This is a genomic window from Clostridioides difficile ATCC 9689 = DSM 1296 (assembly GCF_001077535.1).
Taxonomy (GTDB): Bacteria; Bacillota; Clostridia; order Peptostreptococcales; family Peptostreptococcaceae; genus Clostridioides; species Clostridioides difficile.
The window spans coordinates 2,613,148-2,637,445 of record NZ_CP011968.1 but is presented as its reverse complement, the minus strand read 5'-3'; the positions used below and the strand labels follow the sequence as shown (position 1 = coordinate 2,637,445).

At 27.0% G+C, this 24,298-nt stretch carries 22 protein-coding genes, 1 pseudogene and 1 riboswitch; of the genes and pseudogenes, 16 read left to right on the top strand and 7 right to left on the bottom strand.

Features of this window, described 5'->3' with window-relative positions; all coding sequences use genetic code 11:
• Nucleotides 1-17: 17 nt before the first annotated feature.
• Together CDIF1296T_RS12710 and CDIF1296T_RS12705 are read right to left on the bottom strand one after the other, a co-directional pair.
• Nucleotides 18-3,152 (bottom strand): efflux RND transporter permease subunit, encoded by a 3,135-nt coding sequence (locus CDIF1296T_RS12710; RefSeq protein WP_003430847.1) that lies wholly within the window; start codon nucleotides 3,150-3,152, stop codon nucleotides 18-20.
• Between the two features lie 3 nt (nucleotides 3,153-3,155).
• Nucleotides 3,156-4,379 (bottom strand): efflux RND transporter periplasmic adaptor subunit, encoded by a 1,224-nt coding sequence (locus tag CDIF1296T_RS12705; RefSeq protein WP_009897600.1) that lies wholly within the window; start codon nucleotides 4,377-4,379, stop codon nucleotides 3,156-3,158.
• A 251-nt stretch (nucleotides 4,380-4,630) separates the two neighbouring features.
• Here CDIF1296T_RS12705 and CDIF1296T_RS12700 point away from each other — a divergent pair, with 251 nt between their 5' ends.
• Nucleotides 4,631-5,116 (top strand): MarR family winged helix-turn-helix transcriptional regulator, encoded by a 486-nt coding sequence (locus tag CDIF1296T_RS12700; protein WP_004454702.1) that lies wholly within the window; start codon nucleotides 4,631-4,633, stop codon nucleotides 5,114-5,116.
• 110 nt (nucleotides 5,117-5,226) lie between these two features.
• Here CDIF1296T_RS12700 and CDIF1296T_RS12695 read toward each other — a convergent pair whose 3' ends face one another.
• Nucleotides 5,227-7,455 (bottom strand): type IA DNA topoisomerase, encoded by a 2,229-nt coding sequence (locus tag CDIF1296T_RS12695; RefSeq protein WP_004454701.1) that lies wholly within the window; start codon nucleotides 7,453-7,455, stop codon nucleotides 5,227-5,229.
• 112 nt (nucleotides 7,456-7,567) lie between these two features.
• On the opposite strand from CDIF1296T_RS12695, the gene dut reads away from it, so the two are divergent.
• Both dut and CDIF1296T_RS12685 read left to right on the top strand, forming a co-directional pair.
• Nucleotides 7,568-7,999, top strand: coding sequence for a dUTP diphosphatase (gene dut / locus CDIF1296T_RS12690; protein WP_004454700.1), 432 nt, complete (start codon nucleotides 7,568-7,570; stop codon nucleotides 7,997-7,999).
• 259 nt (nucleotides 8,000-8,258) lie between these two features.
• Entirely contained in the window at nucleotides 8,259-9,449 is a 1,191-nt protein-coding gene (locus tag CDIF1296T_RS12685; RefSeq protein WP_009897595.1) for a C40 family peptidase, read from the top strand.
• Nucleotides 9,450-9,682: 233 nt separating this feature from the next.
• On the opposite strand, the gene CDIF1296T_RS12680 is transcribed toward CDIF1296T_RS12685, so the two are convergent.
• The 3 genes from CDIF1296T_RS12680 to CDIF1296T_RS12670 are packed head-to-tail and all read right to left on the bottom strand — an operon-like array spanning nucleotide 9,683 to nucleotide 10,759.
• The gene (locus tag CDIF1296T_RS12680) at nucleotides 9,683-10,255 is read right to left on the bottom strand and encodes a manganese catalase family protein (protein ID WP_003416728.1); all 573 of its coding nucleotides are present in this window, start codon (nucleotides 10,253-10,255) and stop codon (nucleotides 9,683-9,685) included.
• Between the two features lie 28 nt (nucleotides 10,256-10,283).
• A complete protein-coding gene (locus tag CDIF1296T_RS12675; RefSeq protein WP_004454698.1) occupies nucleotides 10,284-10,550 on the bottom strand; it encodes a spore coat protein CotJB in 267 nt (88 codons plus the stop codon).
• Nucleotides 10,550-10,759 (bottom strand): spore coat associated protein CotJA, encoded by a 210-nt coding sequence (locus CDIF1296T_RS12670; RefSeq protein ID WP_003416732.1) that lies wholly within the window; start codon nucleotides 10,757-10,759, stop codon nucleotides 10,550-10,552. Before CDIF1296T_RS12670 ends, CDIF1296T_RS12675 begins: the two co-directional genes overlap by 1 nt.
• Before the next feature lie 268 nt (nucleotides 10,760-11,027).
• Between CDIF1296T_RS12670 and CDIF1296T_RS12665 the strand changes: the two genes are divergently transcribed.
• The 11 genes from CDIF1296T_RS12665 to CDIF1296T_RS12610 all read left to right on the top strand — a co-directional run bounded on the left by CDIF1296T_RS12665 (nucleotide 11,028) and on the right by CDIF1296T_RS12610 (nucleotide 21,251).
• Nucleotides 11,028-11,888: a tRNA 2-thiocytidine(32) synthetase TtcA gene (locus CDIF1296T_RS12665; RefSeq protein WP_003416734.1), complete on the top strand. Its 861-nt coding sequence runs from the start codon at nucleotides 11,028-11,030 to the stop codon at nucleotides 11,886-11,888.
• Nucleotides 11,889-11,935: 47 nt separating this feature from the next.
• Complete coding sequence (locus tag CDIF1296T_RS12660) at nucleotides 11,936-12,964, top strand: 3'-5' exonuclease (RefSeq protein WP_009897592.1); 1,029 nt, start codon at nucleotides 11,936-11,938, stop codon at nucleotides 12,962-12,964.
• A 370-nt stretch (nucleotides 12,965-13,334) separates the two neighbouring features.
• Nucleotides 13,335-13,841 (top strand): flavin reductase, encoded by a 507-nt coding sequence (locus CDIF1296T_RS12655; protein WP_003416740.1) that lies wholly within the window; start codon nucleotides 13,335-13,337, stop codon nucleotides 13,839-13,841.
• Nucleotides 13,842-14,253: 412 nt separating this feature from the next.
• Complete coding sequence (locus CDIF1296T_RS12650; RefSeq protein WP_009897590.1) at nucleotides 14,254-14,922, top strand: MORN repeat-containing protein; 669 nt, start codon at nucleotides 14,254-14,256, stop codon at nucleotides 14,920-14,922.
• A gap of 158 nt (nucleotides 14,923-15,080) precedes the next feature.
• Entirely contained in the window at nucleotides 15,081-15,587 is a 507-nt protein-coding gene (locus CDIF1296T_RS12645) for a 3'-5' exonuclease (protein ID WP_004454691.1), read from the top strand.
• Between the two features lie 127 nt (nucleotides 15,588-15,714).
• On the top strand, nucleotides 15,715-16,731 hold the full coding sequence (locus tag CDIF1296T_RS12640; RefSeq protein WP_004454690.1) for a biosynthetic peptidoglycan transglycosylase: 1,017 nt from the start codon (nucleotides 15,715-15,717) through the stop codon (nucleotides 16,729-16,731).
• Between the two features lie 194 nt (nucleotides 16,732-16,925).
• Nucleotides 16,926-17,020, top strand: a riboswitch (guanidine-I (ykkC/yxkD leader).
• 63 nt (nucleotides 17,021-17,083) lie between these two features.
• Nucleotides 17,084-17,788 carry a B3/B4 domain-containing protein gene (locus tag CDIF1296T_RS12635; protein WP_009897587.1) on the top strand — a complete coding sequence of 235 codons (705 nt, stop codon included), beginning with the start codon at nucleotides 17,084-17,086 and terminating at the stop codon, nucleotides 17,786-17,788.
• A gap of 294 nt (nucleotides 17,789-18,082) precedes the next feature.
• The gene (locus CDIF1296T_RS12625) at nucleotides 18,083-18,562 is read left to right on the top strand and encodes a DUF2975 domain-containing protein (protein ID WP_009897585.1); all 480 of its coding nucleotides are present in this window, start codon (nucleotides 18,083-18,085) and stop codon (nucleotides 18,560-18,562) included.
• Between the two features lie 634 nt (nucleotides 18,563-19,196).
• Entirely contained in the window at nucleotides 19,197-19,571 is a 375-nt protein-coding gene (locus CDIF1296T_RS12620; RefSeq protein WP_004454687.1) for a BlaI/MecI/CopY family transcriptional regulator, read from the top strand.
• On the top strand, nucleotides 19,564-20,598 hold the full coding sequence (locus tag CDIF1296T_RS12615; RefSeq protein WP_032509177.1) for a M56 family metallopeptidase: 1,035 nt from the start codon (nucleotides 19,564-19,566) through the stop codon (nucleotides 20,596-20,598). The genes CDIF1296T_RS12620 and CDIF1296T_RS12615 overlap by 8 nt, the downstream gene beginning before the upstream one ends.
• A 65-nt stretch (nucleotides 20,599-20,663) precedes the next feature.
• Nucleotides 20,664-21,251 (top strand): peptidoglycan-binding domain-containing protein, encoded by a 588-nt coding sequence (locus CDIF1296T_RS12610; RefSeq protein ID WP_009890580.1) that lies wholly within the window; start codon nucleotides 20,664-20,666, stop codon nucleotides 21,249-21,251.
• Nucleotides 21,252-21,446: 195 nt separating this feature from the next.
• Here CDIF1296T_RS12610 and CDIF1296T_RS20165 read toward each other — a convergent pair.
• Nucleotides 21,447-22,359, bottom strand: a pseudogene (locus CDIF1296T_RS20165) (transposase).
• A 502-nt stretch (nucleotides 22,360-22,861) separates the two neighbouring features.
• Between CDIF1296T_RS20165 and CDIF1296T_RS12600 the strand changes: the two are divergent.
• Both CDIF1296T_RS12600 and CDIF1296T_RS12595 read left to right on the top strand, forming a co-directional pair.
• The gene (locus CDIF1296T_RS12600; protein ID WP_018112850.1) at nucleotides 22,862-23,239 is read left to right on the top strand and encodes a BlaI/MecI/CopY family transcriptional regulator; all 378 of its coding nucleotides are present in this window, start codon (nucleotides 22,862-22,864) and stop codon (nucleotides 23,237-23,239) included.
• A complete protein-coding gene (locus tag CDIF1296T_RS12595) occupies nucleotides 23,232-24,266 on the top strand; it encodes a M56 family metallopeptidase (protein ID WP_032509175.1) in 1,035 nt (344 codons plus the stop codon). Before CDIF1296T_RS12600 ends, CDIF1296T_RS12595 begins: the two co-directional genes overlap by 8 nt.
• Nucleotides 24,267-24,298: the final 32 nt, after the last annotated feature.

The window sequence follows — 24,298 nt, the reverse complement described above, 5'->3', positions numbered from 1 at the left end:
ATCACCCTCCATTCTATTTAAACTTTAGCTTTCAATTTTGGTTTCTTTATTATTTTACGTTTTATACTTCCTATTTTATCTGTTATCTTACCAAATATTTTAGGCATTTTGTCTGAAAACTTATTTTCCCATTTATCAAATATTAAGTATATAGTAGGTATAAGCACCAAAGTTATAAGTGTAGATACAGTTAGACCACCCATTATAACTATGGCTAGTGGTTGCATAGTTTCTCCACCTTCACCAAGAGATAGTGCTGTTGGCAACATACCTAAAATTGTTGTTGCTGTAGTCATTAAGACTGGTCTTAATCTTGCTGCACAACCAATTGAAACCAAACCAATTAAATCATTGTTACGATTTGTTTTTCTAAGTTGCTCTATGTAGTCAATAAGAACTATACCATTATTAACAACAATACCGATAAGTAAGATTATACCTAGCATACCGACAGTACTTAAACTTTGACCACTAACTAGAAGCGAAAGCACAACTCCAACGAATGCAAATGGAACACAGAACATGATTATAAATGGTTTACTAAATGATTCAAACTGAGCTACCATTACCATATAAACTAATGCTATAGCTATGACCATTGAAAATCCAAGACTTGCCATAGATTCATTCATCATTTCTGTTTCACCACCAACACCTATAGAGTAATCTTTAGGAATTACCATTTTATTCGTTTTTTCTAGTGCTAGTTTTGTAGCAGTACCAGCATCTAAATTGTCAAGTGTAGCAGTTATATTTACAGAAAAATCTCCATCAGTCCTAGATATAGATTGTAGACCATCTGCCATTTTTATATCTGAAAAAGCACCAAGAGGAACTTCTTTTCCAGTTGCAGAGTTTACTTTTAGTTGCTTTATATCTTCTAAGCTATCAATAGTATCTGCTTTAAATTTTAGGTTTACATCCACTTTGTAATCATCAATAGTAGCAGTGGTTACGGAGTCACCATTTATTGCTGTACGTAACATGCCTGCAATTTCAGCAGTATTTACACCATATTCTTGAGCCTTATGTTTATCTATAGTAAATTGAGCTTCTTGTGTTGTATCTGTAAGAGAAGTTTCAACATTTCTAAATCCTTTTATAGAGCTAAATTCTTTTTCAGCTTCTTTTCCCAGTATTTTTAATACATCTAAATCAGGACCTTTCATTTCTAATGTGAAGTCTGCTCCTCCAGCTCCACCCATAACACTACTGTTTTGACTTACATTTATTTTACAATCTGGTACAGTAGCCACTCTATCAATTATCTCTTTTTCTATTTCATCAGTAGTTCTTTTTCTATTTTTTTGAGATTCTAATTCAATTGCTATACTTGCTTTACTATTATTTGAATCTGATGTCAAAGTTGTTATTAAAGTTTTAATTTCTGGAATATCTGAGACTTTTTTCTCAGTCATAGATACATAGTAATCATTGGATTCTAGGCTAAGACCTTTTGGAAGTTCTATAGAAATAGATAATTCACCCTTGTCTGCTGCAGGCATAAAGTCCATACCTATAAATCCCATTCCAAATAAGGAAGCTACAAAAATAAGTAAACTTGATATTACAACTAAGCGTTGATGTCTCAAACATACACTTAATAATTTTTTATATGCTTCACTTACCTTATCAAATATAGGACTATCTTTTTCTTGCATCTTTTGACTATTTTTTCCTCTGCTTAATTTTGCAAATACACTAGGAACGAGTGTAATTGCACCTATAAAGGAGAATGCTAGTGAAGCTATTAGTGTTTTACCTAATGCCCCAAAAGTTATTTTAGCTATACCTTCTGTAAACATGATAGGTAAGAATATTGCTATTGTGGTCAATGTTGATGCAAGTATTGCATTTGTTACAGTTCTTGTTCCCTCAATAGCACAATCATCAAGACTCAATCTGCCACTTTTCCTATATTTAAATATATTTTCAATTACAACTGTAGCATTATCAACAACCATACCAACTGAAATTACCAATGAACTTGCAGTAATAAGATTTAAACTTTCACCAGTAAAGTAGAGAATTGCTATAGCACCTATTATAGAAATTGGTATTGCAACTGCAACAACTAGTGAAGCTCTTACACTTTTTAGGAAAGCAAATATTACAATAAATGCGATAACAGCACTTATAAGCAAGTTGCTCATTACACTGTTTATTGATTCACTTATGTATGAACTTGTATCATTAGCAATTTTAATTTTAAATTGAGGATTTTCCTTATTCAATTCATCTACGTATTTGTATGCACTCTGCATAACTTTTACAGTGTTGGCATCTTGTTGTTTAGAAATATCTATTACCAAACTGTCTTTTCCATTGTATCTATAAATACTATCTTTGTCTGCATATCCATAATCTACACTACAAAGATTATCTAATCTAACTGTATTTCCTCCTTTTACAGGAATTTGAATCTGTTTTATATCATCTAGGGATTCTAATTTATCAATCGCTCTTAAAACTATTTTATCCTCACCTTGAGTAATTGAACCATAAGGGAATGTTTTATTACTAGAGGATAAGACACCTTTTATAGTGGATAAACTAACTCCATAATTTGAAAGAACAGCTGGGTCAGCTATTACATTAACCTGTGCTTTTTCTCCACCTTTAAGGTCTGCTGAAGTAACACCATCTATGGATTCTATTTTAGGCTGAATTACATCTTCAGCGTATTTTCTTAAGGCTTGTGAACTATTTTCATTTCCTCCAGATATGACAAGTTGACCTATAGCCTGTGCATTCATATCCAGCTTTAAAACTGTTGGTTTAGCTGCATCATCTGGGAGGCTGGTCTGTAATGCATCAACTTTAGACCTAACATCATTCATTATTTCATCCAAATTAGTTCCAAATTCAAACTGAGCAACTACCATAGAAACACTTTCTTGTGAACTTGATATAGTAGATTTTACATTTGAAACGGCAGATAAACTTTCATCAACTTTTTGACTAACTTGTTCATCAACGTCTTGAGGACCAGCACCTGTCCAAGTAGTCATGACCATTACAACTGGTATTTCTATATCAGGCATTAGATTTATTGACATTTTTTTATATCCAATACCACCAAAAACTATTAATACTAAAAAGACCATTATGATTGTGAGAGGACGTTTAACGGAAGTCTGTGTTAAATTCATAGTCTACTTCTCCTTTTCTACAGGAAATATCTTAGTTCCGTCAGAAATAAGACTTATCCCTCCAATAATCACTGTATCTTTATCACTTACACCACTTTTAATTTCTATTTTATCCTCTGTTACAATTCCAGTTTGAACCAAGTGTTTCTTTGCTATATTGTCTTTTGTTGCTATGTATACATATTTTTTACCATTTTCTTCAAATATTGCTTTTTTAGGTACTGTAACAGCACCATTTTCTTTTTCAACACTTAAGTTTACTTGAGCAGACATACCTGCCTTAAATTTGTTGTTTGTATTATTTACAAGTACTTTAACAGGATATAAAGATGTCTGAGGGTCAACTACTGAAGGTACATAATCTATTTTTCCTAAAATCCTTTGGTCTTCAATTATAACATCTACATTTCCATCTTTCTTAAATTTACCTATATCTGATTCTGCTACATTTAAATCAACTTCTAGTATATTAGGATTAGAAATAATAAAAGCTGGTTGTGATTGTGTTATCATTTCCTTTGAATCAAAGTTTTTAGCTGTTATTGTACCATCTACTGGAGATGTTAATGTTAATTTGTCTAAATTACTCATTGCTAAATTATATGATACTTGAGCTTGGTCAAGCTGTTTTTTAGCAAGTGCTTTAGCTTGAGGTATACTTTTTGAAGTTGCTGTATCGTATGCTCTTTGAGCAGAATCTAACTGTTGTTTTGTTTGCTCTAAAGAAAACTCTATTTTTTTAAATTGGTCTAAACTAATGACTTCCTGTTCATAAAGAATCTTATTATTGTCATAATTTCTTTGAGACTCCTCATATTGAATCTTTGCATTGTCAAGAGCTGTTTTTGCCTGATTTACTTGTGCCTCTAATGAACCACCAGTGGCACTTGAATAACTTGCTTTTGCTAAATCTAGTGAGGCTTTACTTTGCTTTACACTATTTTCTAGCTCTGGACTGCTTATACTCAATAATTCATCTCCTTTTCTTACATTTTGCCCAAGTTTTACATACACTTCTTGAACTGTGCCAACAGTCTGTGCAGTAACAGCTGTTTCATCTTTAACCTTTGTAGTTCCTGAGAAAGAATTTGTGTTTTCAATTTCTCCACCTATTGCTTTTTGAACAGAAACTGCTATTGGTTTCTCAGGTTCAGATTCTTCTGTTTTTCCACATCCAACTAAAAACAGTGAACTACACATTAAGAAAACTATTAAATATCTTTTCATATCTCCTCCTATTATATATTGCACACTAGCTTGTTGTAGAATTTAAAGTGTCTTATAATTTAAGTTTAGTTTTAGACTAATTAAAAAACTTCCCTTTATTGGCAATTTATAATTCTCTAATTTGATTATAAATTTATAATTATTATGAGTCAATAACTTTTTCTTGTTTTAAATTTATTAATAGTTTATAATTTATACTATATTAAACAACAATGTTTTATTATATTATCTATTGAAGGGATGTTACAAATATGGATAACAACAATATACTTAAAATAGCGGACTCTTTTTTAGATTTTTTATTTGTGCTTGAAAATAATATATTTAAAGAAAGCGATTTGTTAAAAAAGTTTCAAAATAACTCTGATATAATGAAAGCTTATTTTGAAGAATGTCCAATGGCTCCATCACATGCTAAGGTAATTCTTTATCTTATGACATCAAATTCATCATCAATTTCTCAAATAGCTTCTAATTTAGGAATTTTAAAATCAAATATGACTCCGATTATTGACAGATTAGTGGAACATGGTTTAGTCAATAAATTTCCTGACCCAAAAGATAGAAGGATTCTTAGGGTTGAATTAACAGATAAAGCATTTAAATTATTTGATGCAGTAAAAGCTATTCTCAAAGAATCTCTAGTAAAAAAATTATCTAATCTTTCTGAAGAGGAACTAACTTTATTAGATGAACATACATTAAAGTTATCAGAAATAGTAAAGAAATTAGGTTAGAGTGTGATTGTAAAAGTCACTATTAAAAAAGTTAAAACTTCATAAGAAAAGAAATAGCAGTAATATAATATAGATTATTATACTACTGCTATTTCTTTTCTTATGAATATTTAGTTGTCAAACTCTATTTTCCAATTGAAATAGCCAGTATCTGGATTTTTATCATATTTTAATGTAGCATCAAATTTATTACCGTTTTTAGCAGTTAAAGATTTTACTTTAGTTTCACCTTTTTTTAAAATATTTTTGACCATTGTTTTGTTAACTTTCTTTTTATAAAGACTTAAATACTTATCATTTTTCCAAATAACAAATTTACATTCTTTATGATTTTTACAAGCAAAGCCTTTATCAAATTCTAGTACATCACCTTGACAAATGGGGCATTTGCCAAGAGATTGATTTTCATCACCATTTTTAACTTCTTTTTTGTTATTAGAATCCTTTGATATAGCAACTTCTTTTTCAGTATTAGTTACATCTTTTTTCTGTTTTTTTTCTTTTGTTTTAGTAAATTTTTTAGTTTTTGAATCGAAAGTATATGCTTCTGTGTTTATATTTTTTGAAGCATCTTGTTTTATAATATTGACATTTTGATATATAAAACTAATGATATTAGTAAGATATTCTTTTCTTGTATACTTTCCTTTTTGAATATCGCTTAAACTTTTTTCAAGTTTTCCAGTATAATCTACATCAAATAAGTCTTTAACAGGAAAAATTTCAACTAAATTTTTCCCAAGGTCTGTTATAGAATAAGATTTCCCTTTTTTCTTTACATAGCCTACTTGACTTATCTTCTTTAACACATCAGCACGTGTGGCTGATGTTCCAATCGAATATCCAGATAGCACTGTTGTATCTTCTTCAGGCACATTTTTACCACAATTTTTCATAGCCTTTAAAAGGGTGTCCTCAGTATATGGTTTAGGTGGAGTAGTTTGCTTAGTTAATGGTTTTATTTCTAACACATCTACAACATCATCTTTATTTACAAGTGGAAGTAAATCGTTTTTTTCTTCCTTATTATATACCTCAAGGTATCCTTTTGATTTAAGCACCTTACCTTTTGTTAAGAAAGTACAATTATCTACTTCAGTCTTAATTTCTGTATTCTCATATTCAGCAGGAGGCATAAAATTTGCTACAAATCTATCTTTTATGGCATCATAAACTAATTGTTCATCCTTAGATAAACTTTTTGGAATTATATAAGTTGGAATTATAGCACTATGGGAGTCTACTTTAGAAGAATCAAAAACTCTTTTAGTTTTAGAAAATTTAATTTTATTTTCATATTCAAGACCAACCTTTAATTTATCTAAAGTTTGAGAAGCTTTTGAAGCCAAACTTTCTTCTAAGAAAATGGAATCAGTTCTAGGGTAAGTTATGTATCCACCCTTACCATTACCCTCATAGAGAGATTGACAGACATTTAAAACCTTATCAGATGTAAAATTGGAATACTTAGAAGTTATATATCCTTGAAGTGATGTCAAACTAAAAAGTTTTGGTGCATATTCCTTTGACATAGTAACTTTTTTATCTAGTATTTTACCAGTTTCAGATGTAATTGAAGCTATAATTTTATTTGCATCTTCAAGTGTATCAAATTTACTTTCTTTACCCTTAACATATTTACCTTTATATTCACCAGCTTCAGCTTTAAAATGCCCTTCTATTTCATAATAAGTTTTAGGAACAAAGTTTAGTATTTCCATATCTCTATCATAGACTAATTTAACTGTTGGAAGAATTACCCTACCTATGTTTAATAGTTTCCCATTTCCATATTTCAATGTAGCAACAGAAGTGAAATTTATTCCAATCAACCAGTCAGTAATAAGCCTAGTATATCCAGCAGCTTGAAGATTTCTCATTTCATCTTCATCTTTTAGGTTTTTTATACCTCTTGTAATATCTTCTGGTGTCCATTCATTTACCAAGATTCTTTTTACTGGTTTTTTATTTTTTGCCAGTAAAAATATTAAAAATGCTATAAGTTCTCCTTCTCGGTCATTGTCAGTGGCATTTATTACATATTCTACATCTTTTCTATTCAAAAGCTTTTTTACAGTGTTGAATTGTTTAGTTTTAGAACTATCAATCTTAAATTTAAACTTATCCTCAGGAACAAATGGGAAATTGTTCATTTTCCAAGAGCCAGAGTATTTATCTTTATCATAATCCTTCATATCATATAATGATACTAAGTGTCCAACTGCATAAGTAATTATATAATCATTTCCTTCAAAGTAACCATCTTGTCTGGTCTTTGCACCTAAAAATGATGCTATAGTTTTTGCCACAGATGGTTTCTCGGCAAGTACAAGTTTCATAAAAAATCCTCCTTTAAAACACTAATAATTATATTACCACAAAAAAATAAAAAACTTCAAGAGGTCGAAATTTAAGTTATAATATTTATAGAAAGTTGAAAGGAGATATAAGATGTACAATTTAAAAGTAAAAAAATTAAATGATGATGCTATAATACCTAATTTTGCTCACAAAGGTGATGCTGGTATGGATTTGTATTCTATAGAAGAGGTTGTAATACCTCCTGGAGAGACTAAACTTATCAAAACTGGGATATGTATAGAGCTTCCTACTATGACAGAAGCGCAGGTAAGACCTAGAAGTGGGCTTGCCTTAAAGCATTCTGTTACTGTATTAAATACACCAGGAACTATTGACGAAGGATACAGAGGAGAGCTTAAAATTATATTAATAAATCATGGTAAAAATGATTTTAAGGTTGAAAAGCATATGAAAATTGCTCAAATGATAGTAAAACCTATCTATGATATTAACATAGAAGAAGTAAAAGAATTAAGTGACTCCGAAAGAGGAAAAGGTGGGTTTGGCTCAACTGGATTTTAAAAAGTTACAAAAAAGTTAAAAAATATAGCCATTTTTAAAAAAGGTAAAAGATGGCTATATTACTAAATTACAGGCTATTAAAGATTAAAATTTATACATGGTAATTTATGGTAAGCAAATGTTACTATAGACAAATAGTTACAAATTTGTAATAATATTAATATAAAAGAAATAATTGATATTTTAATAGTGTCAATTATTTCTTTTATATTTTGAAGTGAAATAAAGATAGTAGAAAAGAGGAGATGAGTGGAAAGTTATGAATTTTAATCAAAAGAGAATAGCAGCCAGTATAATGGCGACTGCGATAATAATGCCTACTATGGGGAATTTAGCATATGCTAATGAGTCTGAAGTAGAGAGTGTGAGTATAGAAAGCAGAACAATAACAGGGAATGCGGTAAATTTTAGAAAAGGACCAGGTACAAACCATGAATCAATGGGGAAACTTTACAAAGGTGATAAAGTTGAGTACGTAGGAAAAGAAGGTTCTTGGGTAAAAGTTAAATATAATGGAAACACAGGTTATGTGCATGGAAATTATGTAGCAATAAATAGCCTTGGAAGTAGCAATGAAAGTAGTGATACTTCAGTTAAGTCGACAAAAGTTGTAACAGCAAAAGGATTAAATTTTAGAACAGGACCAAGTACAAGTAGTTCTAAAATATCAACACTAGGATATGGGACTGAAGTCGGATACATATCTGAGTCAAATGGATGGTCAAAAATAAGTTCTAATGGTAGAGTAGGTTATGTTTCAAGTAAATATTTAGGAACTAGTGTAAATGACTCTACAAATGAAAATGCTGAAAACAGTTCAAATGACCTTGTAAAGGGTACAAAGGTTGTAACAGCAAAGTCATTGAACGTTAGAACAGGACCAGGTACAAGTCATTCTAAAATAGCTACATTAAGTTATGGTACTGAGGTTGGAAGTATTTCTGAAAGTGGAGGATGGACAAAAGTAAGTTATGGCAATCAAACTGGATATGTGTCAAGTCAATACCTTGCTGAAAAAGGTTCTGTTGATACTTCAATTCCATCTTATTCGACTAATTCTCCAAGTCAAGGAGCTGATAGTGTAATAAGTTTTGCAAAGACACTACTTGGAAAACCATATGTATGGGGAGCAGAAGGTCCAAATAGTTTTGACTGTTCTGGATTCACACAGTACGTTATGAAAAAATCTGCAGGGGTTAGTATACCAAGAGTATCTAGAGACCAAAGTAAGTATGGAACATATGTAAATAGAGGAGACCTTAGAAGTGGAGATTTAGTATTCTTTGATACACAAGGTTCAAATAATGGTTCTGTAAGTCATGTTGGAATATACATAGGAAATGGAGATATGATACATGCATCTTCAGGTTCATCAAAAAAAGTAACAATATCTAATATAAATAGTAGCTACTATTCAAGTAGATATGTAAATGCAAGAAGAGTTTTATAATTGTTTTATTATAAAACCTAATAAATAGATTTTTCTTTATTGCTTATAATATGAAAGCAGGTACAATATTGATAGTAATGTATAGTATAATACATGTTACTATTTTATTGATACCTGCTTTTTATTTATTTTCTCTGTTTATAGAAAATAAATTATATTTATATTTTTTATAAATTTTAACACAACAGTAAATTATAAATTATCAAATAATAATAGTTATACAAATAAAAATTTTAGAACATTTTTTGAGATTCTTCTAACTCGTAAGCATCCATTAAAGCTTCACCAAATCTTTGATAGTGAATTATTTCTCTTTGACCTAAGAATTTTAATACATCTATAACATCAACGTCATCTGTTAGGTTTATAAGTTGATAATAAGTTGCAAGTGCTTTTTGTTCAGCTGCCATATCCTCATGTAAATCGGTTACGGGATTTGACATAACTGCTATAGGTCTTACATCAAATGGAACACCATTTGAATCTGTTGGATAAATTCCATATCCATTTTGAGCATAGTTTGAACCAAGACCTGCAGCTTTTAACTCTTCTGGGCTTGCATCAGAAGTTAACTGATAAACCATAGTACATATAAGCTCAACGTGAGCTAGTTCTTCTGTACCAATATCTGTTAAAAGTGCACGCATATTACCAGTAGGCATTGTATATCTTTGGCTTAAATATCTTAAAGATGCAGCAAGTTCTCCATTTGGCCCACCAAATTGAGTTATAAGAAATTTAGCCATTCTAGGGTCACAAGTTTTTATATTAACTGGGTGTTGTATAGTTTTCTGATATATCCACATGAATTTTCAATCCTCCAATACTTGATGTCTAATAATTAAATTCTCTGTCCCAAGGCCAAGGTTGGTCAGCCCATTGCCAAGGGCATCTACTTGGAGCATACCCAAAGTTAGTTAAAGGACCGTATTTATTTTCGTAAGCATATCTAGCTTGCGCAAATTGATTACATAATGAATTATAAGTGTTGATAGCATTTTTATCATCAGGGTGATTGTCTAAATATAAGTTCATATCAACACATGCAAAAGATGTTTCCTGAACTTTTCTCATAAGTTCAGCTCTAGATGAGTCTTTCATTATCTTCTACCTCCTCTATATTTTTTTGGCTTAGCATATAATTCTTTGTTGTACATTTCAGACTCTAGTAAGTTTAGTTCTGGAAATATAGTTCCAAATTTTAATGCATCAGAAAGGCAGTACATTTCTGTGAAAATTTGATTATTAATGTATGGTCTAGCCAAAGATGGACCACAATTTTTTTTGATATCTCTAGTCTTATTTTCCAAGATGAAAACCTCCTTGTTGTAAATAGATAGGTAACTCTATCTAGTGTATAATATTCAATCATTTAAAAATCGTTACTAATAATAAAATATTAAATGAGAAAAATAAAAAAGATAATAAAAGAAAGAGGTTATTTATGTTATTATAAGTTTATGTGTTATTGTAAACTATAAATTATTTAGTAAAATTAAAGTAAAAATTATAGTATTTTGTGGATGAAGGTAGACTTTTTTGTAAAATATTATTAACATAAATATACGAGGTGATTAGATGAGTGAACTATCAGGAAAAGGCTGTGAAATTATAGTTCCTTTTGAGGAAAGACTTCCAGTAAGAGATATAGAAAAAAGTATAATAAAAAAATATAGGAAAAATTTATGGTCTAAGTTTATGAAGGCAATAAGAGATTATAAATTGGTTGAAGAAGGTGATAAGATAGCTGTAGCGATTTCTGGTGGAAAAGACAGTATTCTTATGGCTAAAATGTTTCAAGAGTTAAAAAAACATGGACAAGTTAATTTTGATGTTGAATTTATTGCTATGGACCCTGGATATCATGCAAATATAAGACAATTACTTATAGATAATTGTGAGTATCTAAATATACCAATACATTTATTTGATTCAAGGATATTTGAGATAGCAGATGAAATAGCAAAAGATTATCCATGCTATATGTGTGCAAGAATGAGGAGAGGAGCATTATATTCAAAGGCAGAAGAATTAGGGTGTAACAAACTTGCATTAGGTCATCATTATGACGATGTAATAGAGACAACAATGCTTAACTTATTATGTGCTGGAAATTTTAAAACAATGCTTCCTAAACTTAATTCTACTAATTTTGAAGGTATAAAAATTATAAGACCACTTTATTATATAAGAGAAGAACATATTATAAGATTTATTCAAAATAGTGGTATATGGCCATTAAATTGTGCATGTATGGTTGCTGCTAAAAAAACAGGTAATAAAAGATATGAGATAAAAGACTTAATAAAGAGTTTAGAATCAAATTTTAAAAATGTAGAAAAATCTATATTTAAGGCGGCAGAAAATGTAAATCTTGATTCAGTACTTGGTTGGCAAAAAGATGGAGAGAAACATTCTTTCTTAGAAAATTTTGAATAAAAATAGTTAAAAAGAATCACTATAAACAATTGGAAAGGGTGTTTATATTGAAAAGAGTATATATAGATTTTGAAATGAATATGCCAAATTCTAAATCAAAAAGAGCAGTATTTAATTCTGATATAATTGCAATCGGAGCAGTTATGTATGATGAAAAAACAAAAAATATTGATAAATTTAAATCTTTAATAAGACCAGTAAGTAATGAGGAGTTGTATCCTCATATACAAGAATTAACACATATATCTTCTGAAGAATTGAAGAGTGCACCAAGTTATGAAGAGGTCATGAGAAAGTTTAAAAAATGGCTTGGCATATTTTCTGATATTAAAGGAATATATACTTTTGGTAATTTGGATTTGACATGTTTCAATAACACAGATATGAGAAGTGCTAAAAAAAATAACCATCCAAGGTTTGTAAATAACATTAGAGATTTATTTGTAGATATAAAAGAAAAATATATAAATTGTGGTATGAGATGTATGAACTATATATCATTGAAAAATTTACTTGAATTTGTTAACTTAGAGTTTAGTGGAGATGCCCATGACCCATTAAATGATGCATATAATTTATTTATTTTGGATGAGGCAATCACAAATAATGTAGATATACAAAATCTTTTAATAATACGTGACATAATAAGACCACCATTTAACGATATAAATTCTAATTTAGATAATTGTTTTAACAAATTTAAGGAGTCATTATATAAAAAAGAAGGAAATTATAATATTGTAGATTTTTCTGTTGAAATAATAAAAACTGTGAGAATGTACTTATTAACAATCATAGATGTAAATATACAAAATTTAGAAATTATGAAAGATATAAGTAAAAAAATGGATACTATAGATAAATTGAAAGATATAGAGGAAGGCTATTTTTATTTATTAGAAGATGTGTACTTCGATATGAAAGATGTACTAGAAGATTTAATGCTTTATAGAATGAATGAAGATGAGTACAAGTATGAGATAAAAAATATAATAAAAATGTTTGATGAAGACTTAGATAATGAAAAAATATATATAAATAAATGTAATAACTTAAATGTTGTTAATAAGATATAAGAAATTATAAATAATAGAGTAGAACTTGACAATTATAACAATTTTTTATAAAACTGAATCAAGATAAAATTAAATTAATATAAAAATAATATACAATAAAAAATGTAGAGAGATACTTACTTTCTACATTTTTTTATTGTATATTGCTTTAGGTTTAAAAATATATTATATACTTTATAATCAATATATTTTATCTATATTTTACACTTATAAAATATGAAAACTACTTATTGCGAAAGTAATTGATTTGTTGTATTATAATTTACATGAATTATGTAGGACAATCAAAAGTCAGTATTATAAGAGTACATATATTCAAATTTTTAACAATTAATTTATATAATTAAAAAATGAAGGGTAGGATGAAGTCATGGGTTTTAGAGAAGTAAAAATTGAGGAATTACAGTTTAATCCATTTACTAAGATTGGCAAAGAATGGTTACTTATAACAGCTGGTGATTCAGAAAAGTTTAACACAATGACTGCTAGCTGGGGTGGTGTTGGAGTCTATTGGGGTAAAAATGTTGTTACAACTTACATAAGACCACAGAGATATACAAAAGAATTTGTAGATAGTAATGATACATTTACAGTTGCCTTCTTTGATGAAACGTATAGAGAAGCTTTAAATATTTGTGGCACTATTTCTGGTAGAGATATAAATAAAATAGAAAAAGCAGGACTTACACCATATTTTGTGGATGATACGGTAGCTTTTGAAGAAGCTAATATGATTATAGTATGTAAAAAGCTATATCATGGTAATATGCCACCAGAAAACTTTGATGCTAAAGAAAATGATAAAAAATGGTATCCAGAGAAAGATTACCATACTATGTACATTTCAGAAATTATAAAAGTTCTTGTAAAAGAATAATTATAATAAAAAATATATGAAAAGAACTTATTATAAGTAAATGACTGTGCTTTCTTATCTGATATCTAAGTAGATGCTAGTAACTAAATAAATATTAATTTTAAATAAATACTATTATAAAAAAGATGAACTATATTTACTATAGTTCATCTTTTTATTTATATAAGCACTTATATAAGTAGAGATTTATTTGAATAAAAGTATTTATTTGAAATACTTGAGTATACTTTATAAGTATTTTTATGCTAACTAGAAACACTTAATTTATGGCATTTGTATTTGATTTATTTTAATGTAAATAATTTCAAAGTTAATTTTATTCAATATAGTACTATAAAAGTATAAATAACATTTAATAAAAATATATATTATATTAGGTATTTTAAATAAATTTTTTAAAGGGTGATTTTTTATGGAAAATATAACTAGTTATTTTACAACAATACTATGTGTATTTATATGCTTATCATCTGTATTTATATTTACTCAACTAGCTAGAGTATTTATTAATAAGAAGAAGATTAATCAAAAAATTAAATCAAGAAACGGATTTAGGTATGATAGAGATTTTATTGAAGCCAGAAGAGAAGAAATACATATAAAGGATAACAATAATAATAAAAATAAGAGTAACAATAAGAAATTAAAGGGAGAAAAAGTATTTAAATACGATAATGGTGATTTATATAAAGGTGAGTTTGTTGATGGAAAGAAAAATGGATTTGGAATATATATTTTTTCAAGTAAGGAAAAGTATGAAGGATTATGGAAAGATGACAAGATGCATGGAATAGGAAAATATACTTATAGAGATGGTTCAATATATACAGGTGAATTTAAATACGGATTAAAAAATGGTTTGGGAAAATTAACATATCCCAATAATGACATTTATAAGGGATATTTTTTAGATAATAAGAAAAATGGTAAGGGTGTATTATATAAAAATGATGGAAATAAACAAGCAGGAATATGGGAAGATGATGAACAATGTAAAAGTTTAGATTTTAAAGATTTAAATAATAATAAAATAAATAATGTTTATCAAAATAGATTAAATAACAATAAATTAAAAGTTTAATTATTCTAATAAAAAAATCTTTATTTATGATGGAATATAGGATATATCTATGTTGTAATTTGTAAAATCTTCCTATATCATATAAAATTAAGTATTGATTAGTCTATTACATAAATATAGAATATAAATATATCCATTTAATAATAAGGAGAAGAGATATGAAAGAGTATGTAGTTGTGGATTTAGAAACTACAGGATTAGATCCATATAAAGGTTGTGAAATAATAGAAATAGGAATAACAGAAATAAAAAATGAACAAATTGTAAAAAACTATTCAAGGTTGATAAAACCTAAGGGGATAATTTCTTCATTTATAACAGAATTGACACATATAAGTAATGAAATGGTAGAAAATGAAGAACCACTAGAATTAGTTTTACCTAGATTTAGAAAATACATAGGTGATAGAACTATAATTGCACACAATGCGAAATTTGATTTAAAATTTTTAAATTACTATCTTAGAATGTTAGATTTAGAACCAATAAACAATTATATATGTACAGTAGAGTTATTAAAAAAATGTAAAAGTTATAAAGGAAAAAACAAGAAACTTGAAACAGCTTGTGCTTATTACAACATAGAGAATATAAATGCTCATAGAGCTGACAGTGATACATTAGCAACTGCAAAACTATTTTTGAAAATAAAAGATGAATATTAATTATAAATATAGAGAAAATTAGTGAAAATATCCTTTATAAAATTGACCCTTAAGCTTACAATTTTGTTCTTTGATTTATTTTGTAGAACAATGTATAATGTACCTTATATGAAGAAGGGAGACTAAAATGGGTTATTACAATGATAATGATAATAATAAAATAAGACGTAAAAAAATTAGTAACAACAAAGATAGTAATAAAAAATCTAAACATTCTTATACTTCGGCAAATAAAAAAAATAAAAGTCCTAATACAAGTTCCAGTAAAAGAATGAGTGAAAAAGTAGATTCACAGAATCTTATAAAAAGAGATAGAGATAGTTTTACAAGAGATAATGTAAGACCTTTAAATACAGATTACAATCAAAGAGAAAGAAGAAGAGTCGAGTATAAACAAAGAGAGAAAAAATTAAAAAGTAAAAAAAGAAAAAAACAAAAAAGGATTAGAATAGTTAGGGCATTATTATCTATTATGTTAGTTGCACTAATTATATTTTCAGTGGCAGGTGCAATATTTACAGTTTCAGCTATAAAAGGGTCACCAGAAGTTACTAAAAAGTTAATTAGGTCTAAATATATAAGTAGTGAGGTTGTAAGTATAAAACAAATGCCAAATGATTTAAAACATGCAATAGTTTCCATAGAAGATGAGAGATTTTATAAGCATAAAGGAGTAGATGTTATTTCTCTAGTTAGGTCAGTATTAAACAATGTGTTTACAGATACAACACAAGGTGCAAGTACTATAGATATGCAAGTTTCAAAAAACCTGCTTACTAGTAATGATAAAACTATGAAGCGGAAAATAAGGGATATGTATAATGCTAAGCAGATGAATAAGATTATGACTAAGGATGAAATTCTTGAAGCATATTTAAATAATATGTATCTAGGTAAAAATGCATATGGAGCTGCAAAGGGAGCTGAAGTCTACTTTGGTAAAAAGGTTAGTGAATTAAATTTAGCTGAGTGTGCTATGTTAGCTGGTATGACAAATAATCCTGCAAGGTATATTGACCATGGAGAGGCTAAGAAGAGACAAGTGATTGTGTTGTATAAGATGCATCAGCTTGGTTATATAACTGATAAGGAGTATAGAATAGCAAAAGCTGATGACACTCCATTTAAATCAGAAATTGATTAAAATTGTAAGAATATAGTATTTCAATAGTTTAAACAAACGAAAATGTAATAAAAAAGGTGATTTGCCACCCATTTGCCACCATAATTATAATTTAATAGCAAATTGTTTTAATGTACAAATCCGATAATATAATATTGTTTTAAATACTACATTATGCTAAAATTTAATTGTATTTTGTAAATTAAAAAACTTATAATTTAGTTTTCTAGGGTTCCGCATTTTATAATGGTCAGGTCCAAGAGAAAACGCACAATTGTTGTGTACACGGAAGGATAAAAGCCTGGGAGATATTTAATAATATTTCTATAGGCTTTTTTATTTTTACATATTTTAAATTTGAGGAGGTTTTCTAATGAAAAAATTTGTTATTGAGGATGCATTTTGGAATCTATTTCCTAGTGCAAAAATTGGAGTTGTTATTTGTAATGATATAGATAACTCTATAAAAGATGAAGACTATAAGAAAATAATTTTGAAGGGAGAAGAAGAAGCATTAAAATACTTGGGGGACTCAGAATTTAGCAACAACCAAGTGATTAAAGTATGGAGAGAAGCATTTAAAAAATTTAAAACGAAAAAAGGAGCAAGGTCTTCTATTGAAGCATTATTAAAAAGAGTTCATAATGGAAATAATATAGGAACTATTAACCCTTTAGTGGATATCTACAATTTTATCTCATTAAAATATGCATTACCTTGTGGAGGGGAGGATATAGATAAATTTATAGGAGATATTAGGCTAACTAGAGCAATTGGTAATGAGGAGTTTATCCCACTAGGGACAGATGAAAATTCATTTCCATATGAAGGAGAAATAATTTATAAAGATGATGGTGGAGCAATTTGTAGATGTTGGAATTGGCGTGAAGCAGTGAGAACAATGCTTACTGAAGATACTAACAATGCCTTTTTATGCATTGAATTAGTAGATGAAAGTAGATTTAAAGAATTTGAAAATGCTTTAAATGAATTAGCTAAAATAGTTCAAGAAAAATTGGGTGGGAATTGTAAAATTTCAATTTTAGATATTGATAATAAAGAGGTATCAGTGGATTAATATGGAGGTGCTGTTGTAATGGACTATTCTAGTTATAAAGATACTTATATTTAGGGTAAGAAGGTCTATTTTAGATATAACGATTATCAAAGGATATAATATAGAAAATAAAAATGTAGAATATAAAAAGCCTTTAAAATAAGAAAAAAATGTATTTTAAAGGCTTTTATTATACTCTTTTTTATTTGCATAATTAACAATAAAAATATATTGTTAATTATAATATTTTTATTGAAAAACGATATAATATAATGTATTATACTATATATAAAATATTTTAAAGGAGTTGGCATGATGTCTAATAAACTTATAAAAAATTTACTAAGTGGTATATTACAAATTTTATTTTTTCTTTTAGGATTAGTAATTGTTGCAGGAGGATTTAAAAGTTTTATGTACCTCTGTTTTAGTGGAGAAGCAACTCTACAAGGTACTATTTATGGAATATTAATGTTTATTTTAGGTGTATCATATTTTATCATTATAAAATCATTGATAGAAGTATTAGGTAGTTCTGAATATAGCCTATTTGTAAAAGAGAATGTAAAAAGATTTAGGATTATTGGATATCTTTTGCTTTTAAACTCTCTAATTGAGTTTATTTCAACTTTTGGTACTACTGGAAAAGGAATGAGATTTCTAGATTTAGGATTTGGATTTTATTTTACTGTTCCAGTATTTGTATATTTTATAACTTCTCTGATGAGTTTTGTAATTGCAGATGGATTTGTAAAGGCAATAAAGATAAAAGAGGATAATGATTTAACTATTTAGGTGTGACACTTTAATATATAGGAGATAAATAACCCGAAAAGAGTGATTAACTAGTAATTTAAAATATATTAGGGTATAATACATAAACTATAATGCTAAAATTAAAAGATTATAATACTAAAATATAATTATGTTTTAATTAAAATAAAGAACTTTATTAGTAGATATTAAAAGCACATTTTTTATAAAAGTGCTTTTTTATAATTTATGAAAGGTATAATTATAAAAGTCTTATTCAATAAAATTTATAATTAATTTAGATATATTTGTAAATAATCAGTATAAAATAGATGTTTTAATAGCATAAAGGCATAATTAGAAGGTTATTAAAATTTATTAGATATTACTCTAGTTTATTTTAAAAAAAAGTATTATAATATTCCTTGTGTGAAAATATAGGAATTTTTATTAAACAGTTTTAATGTGTAAATAACATTCTACACTATTGTAATTAAATATGTAAAAAGTAAAATATTTAAATAGATATATTTTAAAATCTAACTTTTAATATTGTAAAAAAATTAGAAATTTAACAAAAAGTACAAAAATTCACATTTTTTTCATAAAGTGTTTGACTAAAAAATTCACATGTTGTAGAATTAAGGTAGCAGGAGTTTTGAGGGAGGTGTAAATAATGATAAGAAAAATACCACAAGCAGAACTAAAAGTAATGAAATTCATTTGGAAAGTAGATGTTACAGTGACATCAAAAGATGTTATTGAAGCTATGGAACAAAAATATGGCTGGAAACAAACCACCACACTGACACTTTTATCTAGGCTGGTAAAAAGAGGATTCTTAGATGCTCAAAAAATAGACAGATATACACATTACACAATAAGAGTAAAACACAAAGATTATTTAAGTTTTGAGACAAAGGATTTCCTAAGTAATATACATGATGACTCTTTAAGAAGCTTAATTTCAGCATTACATGATGATGAAAATATAGGTAAAGATAAGCTAGATTTTCTAGAAAGTTATTTTGATAATTTAAAGGATGAATAATTATATGCTATATGTTTTTGAAAATCTTATAAAGACAACTATTGTATGTAGTCTTGGTATTTGTCTATTATTATTTTTGAAAAGATATTTATTTAAGAAGTTTAGTAAGAGATTCAATTATTATATTTGGTTGATAATAGTCTTTAGAATGTTACTTTTTCTATTTAATTATACAATAGTATATGAAGTAAAAGAACCCAAAGAAAATGCAGTAAGAAATAATATTACACAAATTGATATTTCTACAGATAATAATCTTATGCTGTATGTAGCTTATTTATGGTTATTTGTAACTATAGTCATTGCAGTTTATACATTTATAAAGTATACAAGATTTAAAAATCTAGTTGTTGATGTATCTTATGATATTGAAGATAATGATATAAACTGTATCTACAAAAACTTGTTAAAAGAATTAAATATAAAAAAGAAAATTGAATTAAGAGGTTCTGATGAATTGGTAAGTCCAGCAGGCATGGGATTATTTAAATCTTACATATTCTTACCAGACTATCCTTATAGTAAAGATGAACTAACTTGGATTTTGAAACATGAATTAATGCATTTTAAAAATAAAGATATTTTAATAAAGTTTTTAGTTTTGTCTGTTAGAATAATATATTGGTTTAATCCACTTGTATATGTAATGAGCAATAAAGTAAATCTAGATTGTGAATTATGCTGTGATGAAAGTGTTTTGATTGATTGTTCTTTAAAGAATAAGAAGGAGTATGCATTAGCACTTATAAAGTCAATTAAACTTAGTAAGAATTATAATAGTGGTATTTTAACAACAGAGTTTAATAAGACAAGTTTGGAAAAGAGACTTGACAGTATTGTTAAGAAAAAAGGTAAAAGTGGAATATTGGTGTTATTGATTTTGATTACATTATTTTCAGTTACATATTTTAATTTTGAAAGTATTAGTTTTGATAATTCAAATTCTTTAAGGAATATGGGGATTTTACAAAAATCAGGAGTAGATCTTAAGGAAGAAGATGATATTAGCATGAGAGTTATAAATTAATAGATTAATATATGTAATGAAAAGGTATATTGTCATATTATTAATAAATTAGGAGGAATTATGAAATGAAAAATTTAAAAAAAATTTTAATAATTACAGGTTGTCTAACTCTAATATCTACTAGTTTGGTATTTGCAAATACTACTACTGATGTAGATACATCAAAGGATGATGATTCAATAATAAGTTCATGTACTATAACTGGTTATGAATTTACATATGAAAACGCACCACAATCTGTAAAATTTGATTATGAAAAAAAATGTGAAGCGCTAAATATAAAACCATCTAAAAATGATATAATTTTTGTTAACAAAGATTCTATAGATGCAAATGATGTAGAAAACTATGTTGAGCCAAAAGCATATATTATTAGATATAAAAAAGGTTATGTTTTTGAAGTTACTGGACCTAAGAGTTATACATTAAATGTAAGTAATACTGTAGTCGGATATAATCGTGTTGAATCAGGTAATCCTGTGCATTTAGTTCAACTTTTATGTAGAACCTTAGATGGTTCAAGTATTGATGATGATAGTGAATTTGGACCTGCTACATATAATGCAGTTAAGTCACTTCAAGGAAGACTTGGATTAACAAGAGATGGAATTGTTGGAAGAAGTACTTGGGATGCAGCTGGAAGACGTCTTTAAAAAGAAAGCTATTGCACAGATAATTTTAAATTGCTGAATCTGTAAACATTTACATGTATTCTTTAAACAAAAATTTATTTTTTAAGTGATAATTAAATTTTTACTAATAGGGCTATGGCTTTAAAAATCATAGCCTTATTTTGATATATTTTTCATTTTTGCAAAAACTATTAACCCTTTAAGAAAAATTCTTGTTTATTTTGAAAAATTTCTTTCTTCAAAATAAATACTTAAATGAGCTAAAATTTGAGCACAATTTCTAATTTTCTGAGTCCATTTTTAAGAAATATACATGGTTGTTAAGTATAGTGATGTGTGCAAATAATTATCCAAAGTAAAAATAGATTTCAATTTAGTAACTTTTCTTAATAATCTATTCTAACTTTACATTGAATTTGTAGTATATATCGATGTATTTATTTCTTGAGGATACTTAAAATATGTTACTAATTCATTCCAATTGTTTCACCAACCTCTTAATACTATTGTATATTGATTGTACTATTTCATATTATTAAAACCCCTTTTATGCCTTCTAAGTTAATACATATAGCTATATATACTGTTTTGTTTATTATTCCACCTCACTTCTAACTTTATAATGTATAGCATCTATAAATACAATTGAATAAATTATATTAAGAGGTCTAAGTTACCATTTATGAGCTAAAGGAATAACTTTATCAGTAGTTTTAGTTATTAGTGAATGAGATAATATCAATTCCATAAGTACTTTTAAGATGACTTAATATATTTTGAGTAGACATGCCTTTTAAGTATATTCCAATCACTTGATTTTTTATTCCTAATATATCATTTTCATAGTTTCTAATTACCTTTAGTTCAAAATCTTCATTTCGCTTTCTTGAAATATTTAAAGTTATTTCTCCAAAATCTGATTTAATATTTTTATTTCTATATCCATTTCTAGAGTTTTTAGTATTTTTGTTCTTATTATCGTTCTATCATAACCTAAAAGTTCATCAAGCTCCGCTTCTAACATTTAATGGATTGTACTTTAAAATAAATCTTTTAGTATATCTTGAATATCTGTAATTGTTTTGACATCATATTCTTCAATAAATTTTTTTAATATTTTAGTTTTTATTAAACATAAAAAGTGTACATCTTCCTTTGTATAGTAGTGATGTTTTAATTATTATAACTTTTTAGAAGAATACAAACTTTATTTTAAAGACACTCAAAATGGTGTTTTTATACCTTTATTTGATATGTATAATTTTACTTATAACATAAACTTATATAAAACAGATATTTTAATAACACAAAGGTACAATTAGGAGATTGTTAAAATTTATTAGATATTACTCTAGTTTATTTAAATAAAAGTATTATAATATTCCTTGTGTAAAAATATAGGTAGTTTTGTTAAATAATTTTAATGTGGAAATAACATTCTACACTATTATAATTAAATACGTAAAAAGCAAAATACTTGAATAACTATATTTTAAAATCTAACTTTTAATATTTAAAAAAATTAGAAAATTAATAAAAAGTACAAAAATTCACATTTTTTCATAAAGCGTTTGACTAAAAAATTTACATATTGTAGACTTAAAGTAGCAAGAGTTTTGAGGGAGGTGTAAATGATGATAAGAAAAATACCACAAGCAGAACTAAAAGTAATGAAATTTATTTGGAAAGTAGATGCTACAGTGACATCAAAAGATGTTATTGAAGTTATGGAACAAAAATATGGTTGGAAACAAACCACTACACTAACACTTTTATCTAGGTTAGTAAAAAGAGGATTCTTAGATGCTCAAAAAATAGACAGATATACACATTACACAGTAATAGTAAAACACAAAGATTATTTAAGTTTTGAGACAAAGGATTTCCTAAGTAATATACATGATGATTCTTTGAAAAGCTTAATTTCAGCATTGCATGATGATGAAAATATAGGTAAAGACACGCTAGATTTTTTAGAAAGTTATTTTGATAATTTAAAGAATGAATAATTATATGCTATATGTTTTTGACAATCTTATAAAGACAACTATTGTATGTAGTTTTGGTATTTGTCTATTATTATTTTTGAAAATATATTTTTTTAAGAGGTTTAGTAAGAGATTTAATTATTATATTTGGTTGGTAATAGTCTTTAGAATGTTACTTTTTCTATTTAATTATACAGTAATGTATGAAGTAAAAGATCCCAAAGAAAATACAGTAGGAAATAATATTACACAAATTGATATTTCTATAGATAATGATTTTATGCTGTATTTAGTTTATTTATGGTTATTTGTAACTATAGCCATTGCAGTTTATACATTTATAGAATACACAAAATTTAAAAATCTCGTTGTTGATGTATCTTATGATATTGAAGATAATGATGTAAATTGTATCTATAAAAATTTGTTAAAAGAATTAGACATAAAAAAGAAAATTGAGTTAAGGGGTTCTGATGAATTGATAAGTCCAGCAGGTATGGGATTATTTAAATCGTACATATTCTTACCAGACTATACTTATAGTAAAGATGAGTTAACTTGGATTTTGAAACATGAATTAATGCATTTTAAAAACAAAGATATTTTGATAAAGTTTTTAGTTTTGTCTGTTAAAATAATGTATTGGTTTAATCCACTTGTTTATATAATGAGCAATAAAGTAAATCTAGATTGTGAATTATGTTGTGATGAAAGTGTTTTGACTGATTGCTCTTTAAAAGATAAGAAAGCATATGCGTTAGCACTTATAAAGTCAATTAAACTTAGTAAGAATTATAATAGTGGTATTTTAACAACTGAATTTAATAAGACAAATTTGGAAAAGAGACTTGATAGTATTATTAAGAAAAAAGGGAAAAGTGGAATATTGATGTTATTGATTTTGTTTACATTATTTTCAGTTACATATTTTAATTTTGAAAGTATTAGTTTTGATAATTCAAATTATTTAAGAAATATAGGGATTTTAGAAAAAACAGGCGCAGATCTTAAGGAAGAAGATGATATTAGCATGAGAGTTGTAAATTAATAGATTTTTATAGTATTATAATTTATTAACAA